General features: G+C 33.1%; 10 protein-coding genes. 2 read left to right on the top strand and 8 right to left on the bottom strand.

Annotated elements, in window-relative coordinates:
- Positions 1-9 precede the first annotated feature (9 nt).
- Positions 10-1,269: a sugar ABC transporter substrate-binding protein gene (locus KHA95_RS00725; protein WP_213135563.1), complete on the bottom strand. Its 1,260-nt coding sequence runs from the start codon at positions 1,267-1,269 to the stop codon at positions 10-12.
- A gap of 282 nt (positions 1,270-1,551) precedes the next feature.
- Entirely contained in the window at positions 1,552-2,853 is a 1,302-nt protein-coding gene (locus KHA95_RS00730) for an ABC transporter substrate-binding protein (protein ID WP_213135564.1), read from the bottom strand.
- A gap of 407 nt (positions 2,854-3,260) precedes the next feature.
- Here KHA95_RS00730 and KHA95_RS23220 point away from each other — a divergent pair, with 407 nt between their 5' ends.
- A complete protein-coding gene (locus tag KHA95_RS23220; protein ID WP_213135565.1) occupies positions 3,261-5,060 on the top strand; it encodes a cache domain-containing sensor histidine kinase in 1,800 nt (599 codons plus the stop codon).
- 4 nt (positions 5,061-5,064) lie between these two features.
- Positions 5,065-6,657: a response regulator gene (locus KHA95_RS00740; protein WP_213135566.1), complete on the top strand. Its 1,593-nt coding sequence runs from the start codon at positions 5,065-5,067 to the stop codon at positions 6,655-6,657.
- A gap of 286 nt (positions 6,658-6,943) precedes the next feature.
- On the opposite strand, the gene KHA95_RS00745 is transcribed toward KHA95_RS00740, so the two are convergent.
- From KHA95_RS00745 to KHA95_RS00770, 6 genes are all read right to left on the bottom strand, one after another.
- Positions 6,944-8,488 carry a response regulator gene (locus KHA95_RS00745; RefSeq protein WP_213135567.1) on the bottom strand — a complete coding sequence of 515 codons (1,545 nt, stop codon included), beginning with the start codon at positions 8,486-8,488 and terminating at the stop codon, positions 6,944-6,946.
- 19 nt (positions 8,489-8,507) lie between these two features.
- On the bottom strand, positions 8,508-10,235 hold the full coding sequence (locus tag KHA95_RS00750; RefSeq protein WP_213135568.1) for a sensor histidine kinase: 1,728 nt from the start codon (positions 10,233-10,235) through the stop codon (positions 8,508-8,510).
- 275 nt (positions 10,236-10,510) lie between these two features.
- The gene (locus tag KHA95_RS00755; protein ID WP_213135569.1) at positions 10,511-11,908 is read right to left on the bottom strand and encodes a glycoside hydrolase family protein; all 1,398 of its coding nucleotides are present in this window, start codon (positions 11,906-11,908) and stop codon (positions 10,511-10,513) included.
- Between the two features lie 68 nt (positions 11,909-11,976).
- A complete protein-coding gene (locus KHA95_RS00760; protein WP_213135570.1) occupies positions 11,977-12,873 on the bottom strand; it encodes a carbohydrate ABC transporter permease in 897 nt (298 codons plus the stop codon).
- The gene (locus KHA95_RS00765) at positions 12,870-13,757 is read right to left on the bottom strand and encodes a carbohydrate ABC transporter permease (RefSeq protein WP_213135571.1); all 888 of its coding nucleotides are present in this window, start codon (positions 13,755-13,757) and stop codon (positions 12,870-12,872) included. The genes KHA95_RS00760 and KHA95_RS00765 overlap by 4 nt, the downstream gene beginning before the upstream one ends.
- Positions 13,758-13,826: 69 nt before the next feature.
- A complete protein-coding gene (locus KHA95_RS00770) occupies positions 13,827-15,152 on the bottom strand; it encodes an ABC transporter substrate-binding protein (protein WP_213135572.1) in 1,326 nt (441 codons plus the stop codon).
- Between the last annotated feature and the right edge of the window lie 942 nt (positions 15,153-16,094).

Here is a 16,094-nt window from a genome sequence, read left to right on the forward strand (position 1 = left end):
ACATTCAGTTTATTTATACTTTTCAACAGCCTCTTGAGCTTTAGCACAAAAGTCATCTAGCGTAATTTTATCTTGAATATAGTTATGGAAAAGTGTTCCTATTTCATTGATAAATTCCATCGTCTGAGGAAGCATTGGACGACCATTAATTTCGGCTGTTTGTTGAATTTGTGTATATACTTCTTTAACATCACTTGTTACTTCTTCGTTACTTGCCACATCAGCTCTAGCTGGGTAACGACTAAAGTTGTTCCAACCATTTAATCCGCCTTCTTCACTTGCTACATATTTAAGGAATTTTTCGGCCGCTTCTTTATTTTTAGATGCGGAATTTAATACATAGCTCCAAGAGTCAGTGAAAATCGCACGCCTTTCAAACTCCGGCATATTAATCATGTGGATTTGGTCTAGGCCATAGCGGCCTGCTTCACGGTAATCATTGCCTGTTCCCCACATAAGGACCATTCCATACTTGCCATCAATGAACTTTTGGTTCATTTGCTCATATTTATCAGCAAGTTGATCAACAGGAGTTACCTTCCAAGTATTAGCCATGTCATACATAAATTTAACTGCTTCACGGCTTCCTTCATTTGTCCAATCATAATAATCGCCACCGAAAAGGTTTACAAAGGTTGCAATCTCATTAAATACATATGTTTTTTCCCATGAACCGCCATATCCATATTGACCATCCTTTGTCGTCGCCTTCATAAACTTCACGAAATCGTCTTTGTTTTCGATAGAGGTCATGCCAGCCTCATCTAATTTCTGTTGATCAACCCAAAGAGCAAGATATCCCGAATAACCCGGTATTCCAATCACATCTTCATTAGTAGTGGTTAACATATCTTTCATATACCCTTGAGGAAACTGATCCATGATATCATCCGTTAAAACAGAACCTTGCAACGAATCAAGCCAACCAGTATTTTTAAAAGAAGTAGCCATTTCATCATTAATTTCGAGAACATCCACAGTGGCATCACCCGATGAAAGAATAGTCGAGATTTTTTGTTGACGAGTATCAGAGTCTGTCGGAGCCGCAACCCACTTGATTTTCACTCCACTTTTTTCTTCAGCTTCCTTCAACCATTCATCAAAACCTGGAGTAGTTGATTGAATAGTATAAAGCGTAATTTCATCTTTAGCCCCAGATTTAGAATTTCCTTTTTCTGTGTTCGATCCTGTATTAGAACTTGAGCAAGCTGCAATGAAAACGATAAGTGTTGTAATGATCGCAATAATAGACAATGACTTCTTTTGCATTTTAATCCCCCTTTATTTGTTTAAAATCTAATTTAATGATGCGATTTATATTTTTTTACACCACCTCCATCAATTTAAAAGAATTACGCCCAGGCATAAAACAATTCCTAATATTCAGAATTATAAAATTATCATATTACCCTTTTCTACTTTTGATTTGATTATTAGGAAAATCACAATTTATAAAAAAGAGTACAAGCCAACTTCCTTCATCATCACATGATTGTTTCATCACTAGAAAAAACTGCTTGTACTCTTTTAACAAGGGATAAACCATCCAGATTACTCTTCCTGTTCAGAATATCCATCCCAAATTTTTTGAAACTGTTCAAACATTTCTTCCTTTGTTACCCCCCCACCAATATATGCCTGAATGGCACTTGCCATTTGGGCACTATTAGCTTCATATCCAGGATATCGTTGCCACAACCACGGAATTGTTTTATTGTTATCCATGTAATCAACAATGTCAGACGCTAGCGGTCCTAACTTACTCCTATCAACTTCGATTGTTTCAAGTGCTGGTATAAATTTAAATTCTTCAATAATGTAACGTTTACCAATATCCGAAGTAGCTATCCAATTTATAAATTCCTTTGCCTCTTCTTTTACTGTTGAGTTCTTATGGACTACCCAGCTGTTTGCTACGCCGACTGGTAATCGATCCATCGTCTCTGCATCATCATTGATCGGCATTGGTAGATAACCGTATTCAAAATCAGGATTTAGTTTTAGTAATTGTATTTCAATCCAATTCCCTTGCTGAATCATAGCAGCTTGACCACTCGCAAATGATGTCACCTGTGTATTGTAATCCGTTTGCAAAGGATTGCTGTTCCCATATTTAATCGTTACATCTAGCAAATTTACCCAATCATTAAACGTCTTATTAAATTTGAACTTCTCGGTTCCTTGCTTTACCGCTTCAACATATTCGATCGGATTCTCTTGCTGAGCGAATCCGATGTTTAGAAAGTGATTACCTAGAATCCACCATTCTCCATAACCATTCATAAATGGGGTAATATTAGCCTTTTCGAGACTTTCCACGGCGGCAGTTAACTCAGATAATGTTTTTGGCAATTGTGTGATACCCGCTTGTTCAAATAAATCTTTATTGTAAATATAACCCCAGCCTTCTATATTCAGTGGCATTCCATATAGCTTACCATCTTTTGTCATAGGGTCTTTTGCGAAGTCGAACACATCCTCTGCCCAAGGCTGATCACTGAGATCTTCAAGTTGTTCTATCCACAAATCCAAATCATTATATCCTGCAACAAAAAAAATATCGGGTTTATCTCCAGAACTAAATTTAGTTTTCAAGACAGAACTATAATCACAACCGCCCCCACACGTTTCCATCAAAATATTAACTTCAGGATGTTCTACTTCGTACTCTTGTACCAACATATCTAATTGTTCAGCCATCTCTACTTTAAAATTAAATATTTTTAAGGTTACTTGTTCTTGATCAAGCTCGTTTTTAGTAGGAGCTGTTCTTTTATCACGGTTAGTATTACTACAGCCAATAAGCAGCAAAATCAACACTGCAAAGAATAGCCCCCATGTAAACTGTTTCATTTATAAGCACCTCTGTAAGAATTCAGCTTATGCATAAATTATAACTAGTAATAAAAATTATAAATACATATTTTCGTGAACAAAAATGTGGAATTTTGTGATTACGCTAAATTCAAAGGCCTACCTTATGTTAGAGTAAGATTTATCTCATTAGACCCTTTCCCTTACTATTTTTGATCGATTATCTCTCTATACCGTGTACTGACATGATTAGTGTAATATATTGACATGCCGATTTTTGTTTTGGATGAGATGATATAATCGAAAATAGCGTAAGTGCCTTCATCATAGCCCTAGACGAGGAAGTTGCTCTTTGAACGCTTATGAAATTGAAGCTAGATACAAAAAAAGATATTTTAATCTCATACTTATTATATTGAAAAATGTTAAGAGAGGTAGTGCTGAAAGTGAATTTTGTTCGCAGGAGTATTCGGAATAAACTGATTGTCTTTTTACTTACAGCTATTATAGTACCCATGTTAATGTCCATCTTTGTATCCTATATGTACACGAAAGAATCTCTTAAGAGGGACTTTATTAGAGAAAATGCAAATACTGTTTTCCAAGGAACGAGCAGTATTCAAGAATATCTTGAACTTATTAATCATATTTCACAGAATGTCTATAATAATATCGACGCCCCTAGTAGCCTATACCAAAATATCATTGCAAAAAACAAAAACTATATTATGGAAAAGGAAATATACCAAAACCTTAATTCCATTTCTAAAAAAAGCAAGGATATTGTACAAGTTTACCTGCATATTAATAGCAATCAATTAAGCTATCTCATGATTGACGGTTTTTTCAAACGAACAAATGAGATATATCCGAAATTACAGTCAGATGATTTTTCAGATAATAAAATAGATCCATATATCGAATCAACTCATATGGCACATAATTACGAAATGAATGACTTCCCATATGCACCTAAAGATCAGGTTATCACGATCCACAAACCTATTTATGAAGTACCTTTAAGGGAATATCTCGGCTACATTTCAATTGACTTTAAATTGGATTCAATAAAATCGATGAGCGACTTGCTTTACTCGAAGAATTCAGAGGATATTTATTTGATTGATAATAAAAATAAAGTGATTTATTCTTCTAAAGAAGATCTGATTGGTACGAAACTCACTGATGAATGGGCACAAACATTGCATAATACACAAAAACCTTCGGGTTATTTTGAATCAGAAAGCAGAGAGTTTAGTGGGATAACCATTTACGAGACTGTCAAGCACGGTAACCAAAGTTGGATGCTTGCTAAGCGTATGCCAAACCAAGTACTGTATAAAAACGCCAATCAACTTGTCTTAATTAATGCTTTGGTAATTTCCGTCTCATTAATTATAGTCATTATTGCTACAATTTTTATCTCATTAAGATTGACATCTCCTATCAAAGAATTAATTAAATCAATTAAAGAGATTAAGCAAAAAGATATGAAACTAGATATTAATACGAATAGTACAGATGAAGTTGGTATACTAGCCCAAACAATAAAGAACATGGTTGGAACAATTGATACTTTATTCATGAAAGAATATCGCCTAGAGATTGCTAACAAAGACAACCAGTTAAAGGCACTACAGGCACAAATCAATCCCCATTTCATCTATAATACTTTGCAATCAATTGGAACAATAGCTTTACAAAATGATGTCCCAAGAATATATGATCTAACAACCTCTTTTGGTAAAATGATGCGATATAATATGAATACTAGTGAACCCATTGTGCCATTGGCAAAGGAAATTGATCATATTAAAGACTATTTAGAACTTCAAAAGCAAAGATTTAAACAAAATTTAATCTATCATATCAATTTAGAAAATGAATTGAAAGACTTGCTCATCCCAAAGATGATTCTTCAACCTCTGGTTGAGAACTATTTTAAACATGGATTTAAACAGGATGTATATCCAGGAGAAATCTGGATTAATATAGAAAACCAAAACGCAAAGCTATTAATTATAACGGTCGAAGATAACGGAATCGGAATGGATTCAAGAAAACTTCAATCTGTTCAACAAATGTTAAAAGACCCTCAAACAATTGGGAAAAGCGAAAGTATAGGTTTACACAATGTACTTTCTAGAATACAACTATATTTTCATGAACAAGCTCAAATCGAAATATCGAATCGTAATCCAAATGGTTTTAAAATTGTATTATCGGTTCCATTAAGGAAGGAGTAATAGCATGAAAGTACTTATTGTTGATGATGAAGAGGATGTAAGGGCATCCATACGCTTACTTATTCCTTGGGATAAATCTGGAGTCAACACAATATTAGAGGCTCATGATGGCAACAATGCGATTGAGTTAATCAAGAGCGAAAGGCCAGAAATTATTTTTACAGACATCATCATGCCTAGTAAAAATGGGATGGAATTACTTAGTTGGATTCAAGAGTATCACCAGCATAGTAAAACGATTGTGATAAGCGGTCATGATGACTTCCAATATGTACAACATACACTTAAAAGCGGTGGATTGGACTATATATTAAAGCCAATAGACCGTAACGAAATCATTAAATCCTTTGAAAATGCGATAACCAACTGGAAGAAAGATGAAGCCAAAAGGAGTAATGACATTCAGCGCGGACTAGTAATCTCCCAGACAAAGCCGGTATTTTTGGACAAAATGTTCTCTAATCTACTTTTACAATCACAGCCGAATCAAGAAGCTTTTCATGAACTAGACAAAGAATTTAATCTTACTAAATATAATAAATTTCAATTGGCTATCATTAGAACTGATATGCTCCAAGAAACGGTCATTCAAAAATTTACGAATCAGATTGATAGCCTTGATTCCATTATACTAAATATTTGTAACGAGATTATATATCATGAGGGATACGCATTTAAACACTTAAATAAAGAAAACGAAATATTGATTATAACTTGGGAAAATTTCAGTCACTTTCAACAAAACCTTCAGAAGATGAATAAAGCGTTTGTTGAGATTCTTCATACCCCCTTTCACTTTGGCATAAGTACAATCCATCAATTACCTGAGGATTTACAAACAGGTTATAGGGAAGCAAAGATTGCCTTAAGACAAAGCAACTATGTATGTGGCACTCAATTGATTCATTCGTTCAAAGATATAGATTCTGACAAACGGAATGACCTATTTTTTTCAGATTATAGCGAGGCCATTGTAATAGCTATTAAAAGTAATGATAATGAAAAAATTGAAAAGGCGATTGGGAAATTTATTCAAGCGATTAAAAAATTAGACTTTATCACACTTGATCAGTTCGAATATTGGAGACATGAGTTTTTGCTAATGAAGTCATATCTTTTTAAGGAGATTTTCTTCGAAGAAAAGTCCGAAGCCGTTGACCAACAGCTCTATTTCCCATTAAATAAAGAAGGAAGACTTTCTATCGACCTACTTGAAAAAGAGTTAGTACAAAATTGCAAACTGTTTGCTAGAGACCTAGCAGAAGAACTTAGGAAAAATCATAATATTATATTCGATATCAAAAGATATATAGATAACCATTTTGATGAACATTTATTACTTCAATCCATTGCAGACCAGTTTTTTGTTAGCAGGGAATACATATCTCGTAAGTTCAAACAAGAATTCGGTCTAAATGCTTCTAACTACATTGAGAACATTCGTATTGAAAATGCAAAAGTTCTCCTTATGAATAGTGAGTTAAACATTTCAGATGTGGCATATGCAGTCGGATATCAAGATGGAAGATATTTCAGTAAGGTGTTTAAGAAGGCCGTGGGGGTTACACCTATGAAATATAAACGTAGGTTGAAATAAAGCACAGAGATGGCTCAGCCAGCGAATTACTTAGAATCGCCTTGTCCATATTATCCTATTTTAGCAGACGGTACCAATTAAGCATTATTTTCCGTACCGGCGATCGTTCCACAACACTGACAAGAGTTAGGTCAATAGTGGCGAATTAACCGTTTGTACTGCTTTGGCCATAAAGCAAGTTAATCTTTTTGTGGTAATGGTTGGGAAACACTAGGGAAAAAGATGGCAGAGGAAGTAATAATCGCTGTCCGTAATCACAAACACTCCGCACTAGGTCCGGAGTGTTTCATCTTTTAATTAATCGTTGTAAACGATAAAGACTGGGTGTTGTTTTAACATTTTTTTTAAATACTTGACTAAAATATCTATAATTTTCATATCCAACTAATTTAGATATTTTATCAACCTTAAGATTGGTTGTTCTCAATAATTCTTTTGCCCTATTCATTCGAAGTTTCAATAGATAATCTGAAATTGTAAGTCCAACAAACTCTGAAAACAAACTACTAAGATAGGAAGAGCTAATATAAAAATTTTTAGCAATTTCATCGAGGTTAATTGCGTTCTCATAGTTATCCTCTAAATACTTTTTTACATCTAGTATTAATTTTTCCTTCGGTGATACTCTATTTTTTTCTACATGATCAAAAAATAATTTTACTATTCTCTTAAGAAATTCCCTAGTTTCATTTATACAAATTAAGTTGTCTAATTGTTCATAAAGGGAGTATTTCTCTTTAAAAAAGTATTTTATATCAATTCCATATTCCTCCTTAAAAAAGCCTTCTAATTGATTTAGAAATTCATAACCAATTTTCCTTAAGGTGGAAGAAGAGAGCCTTTCTTTAATAGCATCATCAATTAGGATATCAATAAGTTGACAACTTAGTTGGTAATTCACTTTTTTAGTTCTGAAAAAAACCTCAGTTTCTTTTATGTAATTTGATGGAAGATTTTTATTCATATTAAGAAATTCGGAGAAATGGACGATATCTTTATCTAAATATAATCCTGTCTGAAATGCTTTTTGTGATTCTTTATAAGAGTTATATATATCTAATTCCTCGCTGTATATATTTCCTATCCCTATTGTCGGGAGTATAGACATCTCTTTTTGAATTAGTATATTTATTTTTTCAGCAAGTTTTATATTATCAAAACTTTGATTTATATGGGCTATTATTATAATAACCTTCTCATCGATTAAATAAGGGAAAGCTTGAAAGTTACTATCGTCTAATATATGTCTCATTCTTTCTTTTGCGGCATTTAAATTAAACTTACTTGCCCAATTTTTATCCTTGTGTCCTATACAAAACACCGCAAAGCTGGAGTATTCTTGTTTTAATTCTACGTTATTTACTTTTATACCTAACAATAAGTCTAAAAAGTATTTTTCTACCAAGGCAATTCTATACTTTTTTATTTGCTCACCTCTTAAAAGTACATTATTTTTCTGTTCTCGCTGATGAATAGCCTTTTTAATTACGTTTATTATACTGTCTATTTCTATGGGTTTAATTAAATAGTCTATTACTTCTAGCTCAATTGCACTTTTAGCATAATTAAACTCTGCATGCCCACTAATAATTATAAATATTGTATCGGGTAGATGTTTTTTGGATTCAGCTATTAATTCAAGACCATTTAAACCAGGCATTCTAATATCAGTCAATACTATATCGGGATTTTTATTAAGAATCATATTCATCCCTGTTTGACCATTAGTTGCTGTACCTACAACATTAATCATATGTTTATCCCATTCTACAATCGACATGAGTGATTCAATGACAAGATCTTCATCATCAATAATAATCATGGTATACATCATAACACCCTCTATGATCTCAGACTTCTGTATTAACCGTTATTCTTGCAATAGTTCCCTTATCGATATTACTTTCTATCGTTAACCCAAAATCATTCCCATAGTAAAGTTTTATTCTATTATCAATATTTTTAAGTGCATACCCTTTATCAATACTTATGATTTGTTTGTAGTCGAACCCCACACCATTGTCAATTACTTCTAAAGTTATTATACTTTTTGACTTCTTTCCAACAATCTTCAGATCCTTCCTCCCCTCTTTCATCGCTAAACCATGTATGATAGCATTCTCGACTAACGGCTGAATAAGCAGTTTAATTATTTTTTCATTTACAATATGTGGGTCAATATCAATAGATATGTTTATTTTACCGCCGTATCTTACATTCATTATTTCTAGATATCTTTTTATCTGCTCAATTTCGTTATGGATGGTAGTAATGAAATCACCATTATTTAATACTAACCTAAAATATTCGGACATACTTAGTGCCATTTTTGCTACGGGTTTTGCATTATATTTTTCTGACATTAAATACATTGAATTTAATGTATTATACAAGAAATGTGGATTAATATTGTTTTGTAAATTTAATAATTGAACTTCCTTGGTTTTCAACCTTGATTCATATAATTTAATTATCAGCTTGTTATTCCTGTTATATAAAGTAATTAATTTATTGCCTATTCTTCCTATCTCATCTTCAATATCAAAAGATAACCGGTCAATTTTCCCATTACCCGATTCCATTTTTTTAGTTACTCTTTTTAAAATATTCAACTGGTGTGTTATTCTATTTGTAATAAAAGATGAACTAATTAATGCTAGAATAAAAGAAAAGGCAATTAAAATTATGGTAATATTGCGATGATTAATTGTACTGCTTATTAAACTTTTATAGGGCATAATACTTACTATTTTCCAATTAGTCTTGGAATTAGTTTTATAATTAATGATATATTGCTTTCCATCAATCTCCTTTTTTATTAAACCTTCTTTGTTTAAACCCGAGAGTATATTATCCAGTTGCCCTTTTGTGAACATTCCACTGTCTTTGTTATAATAAACTTGCATATCTTGCCCAGCAACAACAATATTTCCATCTGTTATTATATCTCCGAACATTTTTTTAAAAACCCTATCATCAAAACTTATGAGTAGAATTCCAATACTTCGAAATGTATTTATGTCGTTAATTGTTTTACCATAACTTATGGAGTTCATATCCCTGATTAAATTAATATCATCTTCTATATATAAAGAGCCTCTCCCCTTATTCCATCTTATCTTCTGAAATGTATGTGTATTTTTTAATTCACCATAAATTTCATCTGTATATTTGATATGCCCATTATTTTTAATAATATATTCAATATTTTCATTTCCTAAGTATATTCCGTTTATATATTCCTTATTGTTAATCACATTTATTAATAGATCCCTTGTTGCTATTTGTAAATTGTAAGATTCTTGAGTTTTCTGTTTTAAAAAGTCCTGGACATAACCGGCACCCAGAAGCATATTACCAATGCTTTCAATATCCACGATAAATGTATTTGTATTCCAATCCGCAATTTCCAAAAAATTAGTAGTCGTAGTTGAAACCTGTTTTTCTGCTACATGACTAAAATAAAAGAAGCTAAAAATAGTTAAAATTGATAGAGGTATCAACGATGACAAGGTAGCTAGCAAAAAGATTTTAACGTTTATCGACTTTGATTTATAATAGAATTTTAAAAATTTCATAAACAACAACCTTCGATTGATTTAAAAGTTCTGCTTACCTTTTTTGTTGTCGCAATAGTGCAGCTGCATTTGCAAAGGTTAATTTATTGTTTTTTTAAAAAATATGGAAGCTTTCCTTCACCCTTCTCGAAGTTTAAGATATCACATACTGAGCACCTATACATTGTTTTTTTGTATAGGTCTCTCTTTAAATAAAGCATCCTTTTTCCACGATTTTAACAGAGGAATAGGATGCTTCATAAAGTCATTACTTAAATTTCATTTATAAGAATTCGTTATTTCAAGCTTTTTTCGATAGATGTATTTTTGATTTCTAAATCCCCATCCACCACATGTATGCCTAGGGATGATCCCGGCTTTGAATACATCCGAACATTTAGAGCAACCCCATCGACATAAAGGGTAGCGATAGTGCCATCAACTATAATTTGAATATTATATTCTTTATTTCCCTTTAACTGAATGAGTCTTTCCAATCCCTTATCAAAGTATCTGTTCCATGGCTGATTAGGTGTTCTGTCAAAATTCAACTTATTTTCCCCTATATTTAACATGTACTCATACGCATCGCCCGTATCGATGTCTTCAAATAATCGAATGCCAATAGATCTGGTTCCGGGAGAAAATTTTATTGTAGCTTCAAATTTAAAGAAATCTCCTATATCTTTTGCTAAATGGACTTCTTCACTAGAATCAACGGTAGATAATCTAATGGGCTCATCATTCAATTTTTCCTTATTATCAAAGGCGTCATAAACACTGTCTGGTATTTTGACTCCTAGCGATCCATCTTCACGCTGATATACTTCATGAACAACAAGTGTGCCTCCCCATTGCCAATTTCCTAAATCGTCTTCATTCTCTTTAGTTGCGACCCATCCAAAAAGATACCTTTTATCCCCATCGGAGAAAGACCTTGCAGCGTAATAAGCCCTTCCATCAAAGGCGTCATCAACTGGAGCAACCCATGGTCCGTCAAGTGATTTACTCATTCTATATATTGTTTTGCTTTCATTACTATATTCGGTAATTAGTTGATACCAGTATTCACCCATTTTGAACATATCTGGCATTTCATGCATTGAATATAAGTTTGGAGCCCACAGGTCACCTTTAAAATCCCAATTATCAAAATCCTTTGAGGTAAAATAGACCGTGCAACCTGTAAGAACTTTATTCCCTTGGAGCTTTCTAGCACCAAGAATCATAATATATTCCTGAGAGTCATCATCCCAAAAAACAAAGGGATCTCTCCAATCATCTGGGTCGTATCCTTCTTGGGGTGATACTAGAATTTCATTAGTTTTCTCCCAGTTCAAGAGGTCGGTACTAGTGGCTTTCATCAATACCTGTGAATCTTTTCCGTACTTCGGATAGTCTCTGTTAAAACCGGTGTACATGGCATGGAAGGTACCATTTGCTTCATAGACACTCCCGGCATAAATAAATTGGTCTTGAGCGTCATCTTTACCTTTTTTCAGGGCTTCACCTTTATCTTCGTAATGTACGAAATCAGAAGTCAAGACCAAATCCCAACCAAATGGTGCGCAAAGCGGCAATGGACCAGGATTTCTTGCATCTCTTTGATGAAATAAGTAGAATTTCCCCTCATAATAGAAGGGCATACAATCTCCAAACCAATAACCTTCCGGCTGATAATATAGTTTGTGCATAAACAATCATCCTTTCAGATAAAATTAATAATCTATTTTTATTTATCATCAATTATTTTATTGACCCCTTATTTTACAGCTCCAGCAGTCATACCCTTCATCACATGTTTGCTTAGAAAAAAGTAAATAAAATAAGTTGGTAGTACCGTTAGGGTTATCGCCGAATATGTTTGTCCCCAATCCGTAAGACCATAATTACCTACAAAGTCACGTAATCCTATGGTTACGGTATACATACTTGGATCACTAATAAATGTAAAGGCGAAAATAAATTCATTCCATGTAAACACGCCAAACAATGTTGCTACGGTAACTATTATGCTTTTTGACATGGGTAAAATTATGCTGAAGTACATTCTATAAACTGAACATCCATCAATAGTAGCCGACTCAATAATTTCATCAGGAATGTTTTTGAAAAAGGCTACGAATAAATATAAAGCAATAGGAAGTCCAAACCCAATTTGAGGAAGTATGATACTCAGATATGAATTTAGAAAACCAAGTTTGCTGTATATCTGAAACAATGGGATCAAAGCAATTTGCAGAGGTACCATAATTCCTAATAAAAAGAATAGTAATACCTTATTATTATGTTTAAATCTTAATTTTTCTATAGCGAAGGCAGCCGTTGAACTTAAGAATAAAATTCCTATTACGACTCCTATTAAAACTATAAAACTATTAAGAAAGTAAACCATAATATTGCTGTTTTGAAATACATTTAAATAGTTACTTAGATTAAAAGATTTCGGCAATGAAAACGGATTGTTGATTTGAAATTCTTCGAGATTTTTAAAGCTGGACAAAATTACCCAAACGATCGGATAAACGGTAATAATGAGCACGAAAAGGACAGCAATGCTTAACGGCGCTTTCTTAAATATAGCTTTTGAAAACTTTATCTTTATTGATACTTCATTTGTCTTAGTAGGTGTTGTCATGGCGGTTTTAGGTGTCATCATAGCTTCTCACCTCTATTTGTCGAAAGTGTCATTACCAATATAACAACTAAGAAGCTCATAACAGCTATAAATACAGCTATTGCACTGCCATATCCATATGATAAAGAACTAAATGCCTCTTTATACATATACGTAATGGTTAATTCACTTGAAGTGCCGGGTCCACCTTGGGTTAGCAGGTACGGTACATCGAATGCTTTAAGAGAGCCGTTGAGAACTAGCACAACACAGGTTATAAAGACCGGTTTTATCAATGGTAATTTAATTTTTCTAAATAAACTCCATCCAGAAGCTCCATCAATCTTTGCTGCCTCTATAATCTCTTCAGGTATTGCAACAAGTGCAGCATAAAAGATAACCATATAAACTCCAGCGTATCTAAATCCTTCCGCAATTGTTCCTGATAAAAGGGACAGATTTGGATTTGTTAACCATTCAATGTTGTGGAACTCACTATTTATCATTCCTAATAAAGAGTTAAGCAACCCCAGTGGCTCAACTGAATAAATATTATTAAAAATCTCCACTATTGCCACGCTTGAAATAATAACAGGTGTAAAATATATTGTTTGAAAAAATTCCCTCCCTCTTCGAATTGCAGTTAGTAAAATTGCCATGAATAGGCCAAAGAATACCTGAATAAAAGTGTTTAATATAGTGAATTTCCCTGTATTCCAAATCGTTTTCCAAAATGTACTATCATGGAAAAATAACTTTTGATAGTTAGCAAGACCATTGAACTTCATTGGCGTTAACCCATTCCAGTTGAAAAAACTGTATCCTAGCGACCAAATTAAGGGTATAAATACCGTAGCTACATATATTAAAATAGCTGGTAACAAAAATATTGATATCGCTGTTTTGTTGCTTAAATGCTTATACATAGAATCCTATCCTTAATTTTAATTTTAGTTTTTCTCAACCGCCTTTTACAGCAGTTGAATTTTTGTAGCTTAATCAATATTAAAGAAGGCAGGAGCATTTTCAGCAATGGTTTTATCTAGTCTCTTAGCAAACTCTTCTGGAGTGATCATTCCAAGTGCTAATTCATTTGCTGCTACCCCCATTGCTTCGGTGCTTGCAGGATCTAGCTTGTCATCCCATGAAAGACCACCAAGCAAAACTTTATCTAGATCATTTGAAAAGTCTTCCAACAATTTAGTTGCATCTTCAGGTAATTCACCCTTCAGCGGGGACATAAATCCTTCAACTAAAGCACTTTGGTGATAATTTTCAACAACATACTTAAAGAAATCTTTTGTAGGTTCGTCAAATGTCTCTGCATTAAAGGCATATGCAAGGCCAGCAGTTATGGATGTATTTGGACCTTTATTATCATCACTTTCAACGTCAGGTATAAAAAAGTAATCTATTTCTCCATCTGCATATTTCTCCGCAAATTGTGATATTTCCCAGCTACCGTTATAATGCATTACGGCTTTACCACCTAAGAATTGGTTGATTGAGTCGGTATAATCTGTATTGCTAAAACCGGTTTGAAAAGCTTTCATTTGTCCTAAATCATATAAAAAGTTGAGAGATTTCATCCCAATTTCTGAGGTGAGAGATATTTCTCCTGTTTTAAGTTCATCAATAAAATCATAGTGTGTTAATCTGAGGGGGATATGAGATAAATACCTGATTAACTGCCATCTTTCCTTTCCCGCCACATTAATCGGAGTATAACCGGCATCCTTTAATTTTTGACTTATATCCAAGAATTCTTCAAATGTAGTCGGTTCCTCAATACCAAGTTCTTTAAAGGGCTCAGTATAATACCAAAATGCCTCACCGTATCTTCCTTCTGGCAAAAGATATAAACTTCCATCCTTAAAAGAAAGAAAATCAATAACTGATTCATGATAATTTTCGAATTGCCCAAACTCCCGGAGTGTTGCTTTAATATCTACTAATTTGTTTTCTTTTACCAGAGTCTCTGCTATTGGCCCGTTGGGAAGTTTAAAAAAATCTGGCATCTGATTACTAGCAATATACGTTTGCAACTTTTGAAAGTACTGACTTTGATTAGGTATAGATTCAATTTCCATAGAAAAATTAGGATTTACTTCTTCCTGATATTTTTTAGCTATAGATGTAATTGCCCTAAAACTATCGCTATTGTCATTTCCGTTAGTCATAAATCGCAGAACCTTCTTTGGCGAATCGTTCAACTCACCTGTGCCACCATTTGAACTCTTGTTACCCACTTCATTACTACATCCTATAGCCAACATTAATAAAGCAATTAATATTGCTAAAAAGACAACTATCTTTTTCATCTTTTCCCCCCTATATCTGTATTTGACAGCAAGGATGTACAGCGCTTACATCTACCTTTAATTTTAAGGATTAAAATATATTATGTAAGTCTAATATCTTCTTCAAATGTTCAATATTTTGGGATTATCCCAAAAATCTGAACTTTACAGAGTGTAAGAAATCTAAATTTGTAATGACGAATCTATTGAAATATCTCTCTTAAGGAGAAACATCTTTATAATTCCCTTTATACTAAACATAGAATAAACATCATAGAAGCAATTGTTGGCACATAATCTGGTATTCTCCGAGTAGGACCTCCATTTTGAACAGCAGGATAACAAGAAAAAGTTCTCATATATACAAAGTAATCCAGTTGTAATATATCATTTTTACGTATCTTTTTCTTTGGTTAAAGCGTTGCTCGACTAACTCTCTGTAATATTCAATAGATTGCAAATTCCCAATTGTTTAGCAATAATTTTTAGTGAAATCAAAAACAGCCTGGTGAAAAATCTCTTTTCACTAGGCCACTCTAACATGGGAATCTCGCAAATCTGGAGTATTCAATTGTTACACATATAGGCCAAATTTTGTTTTATTTAGCAACATAGTAAAAATAAAAATCAAGATAATCATATAGAGCACAGGCAAAGGAAGAAAGCCCAATATTTTTCCTGTTCCAATTAAAGTAAATGCATCATTTATAATCCTTACAGACTGACCCCCGCTATAAATATAGGCAATTCCTTGTGCAATATTCGTAGTGGCTATAACAAGAGGACGGACTTTAACTCCATGTTTGTTTTTAAACGATTTCCAATGTTGATGGTGATCAAAAAGATATGTCGAATTATATTTTTTTATCCATAAAAAACTACCACAGCAAAGCCGTGGTAAAATCAAAATTATATTCTTTCTTTTTTTCGCGAAAGCCAGTGATCATTGACTTAACCTCAACA

The organism is Bacillus sp. FJAT-50079, from assembly GCF_018343515.1.
In the GTDB taxonomy this organism is placed as follows: Bacteria; Bacillota; Bacilli; order Bacillales; family Bacillaceae_C; genus Lederbergia.

Coding starts and splice junctions, on each gene's coding strand:
- KHA95_RS00725 (WP_213135563.1), bottom strand. CDS start 1,269: ATGCAAAAGAAGTCATTGTCTATTATTGCGATCATTACAACACTTATC.
- KHA95_RS00730 (WP_213135564.1), bottom strand. CDS start 2,853: ATGAAACAGTTTACATGGGGGCTATTCTTTGCAGTGTTGATTTTGCTG.
- KHA95_RS00740 (WP_213135566.1), top strand. CDS start 5,065: ATGAAAGTACTTATTGTTGATGATGAAGAGGATGTAAGGGCATCCATA.
- KHA95_RS00745 (WP_213135567.1), bottom strand. CDS start 8,488: ATGTATACCATGATTATTATTGATGATGAAGATCTTGTCATTGAATCA.
- KHA95_RS00750 (WP_213135568.1), bottom strand. CDS start 10,235: ATGAAATTTTTAAAATTCTATTATAAATCAAAGTCGATAAACGTTAAA.
- KHA95_RS00755 (WP_213135569.1), bottom strand. CDS start 11,908: ATGCACAAACTATATTATCAGCCGGAAGGTTATTGGTTTGGAGATTGT.
- KHA95_RS00760 (WP_213135570.1), bottom strand. CDS start 12,873: ATGATGACACCTAAAACCGCCATGACAACACCTACTAAGACAAATGAA.
- KHA95_RS00765 (WP_213135571.1), bottom strand. CDS start 13,757: ATGTATAAGCATTTAAGCAACAAAACAGCGATATCAATATTTTTGTTA.
- KHA95_RS00770 (WP_213135572.1), bottom strand. CDS start 15,152: ATGAAAAAGATAGTTGTCTTTTTAGCAATATTAATTGCTTTATTAATG.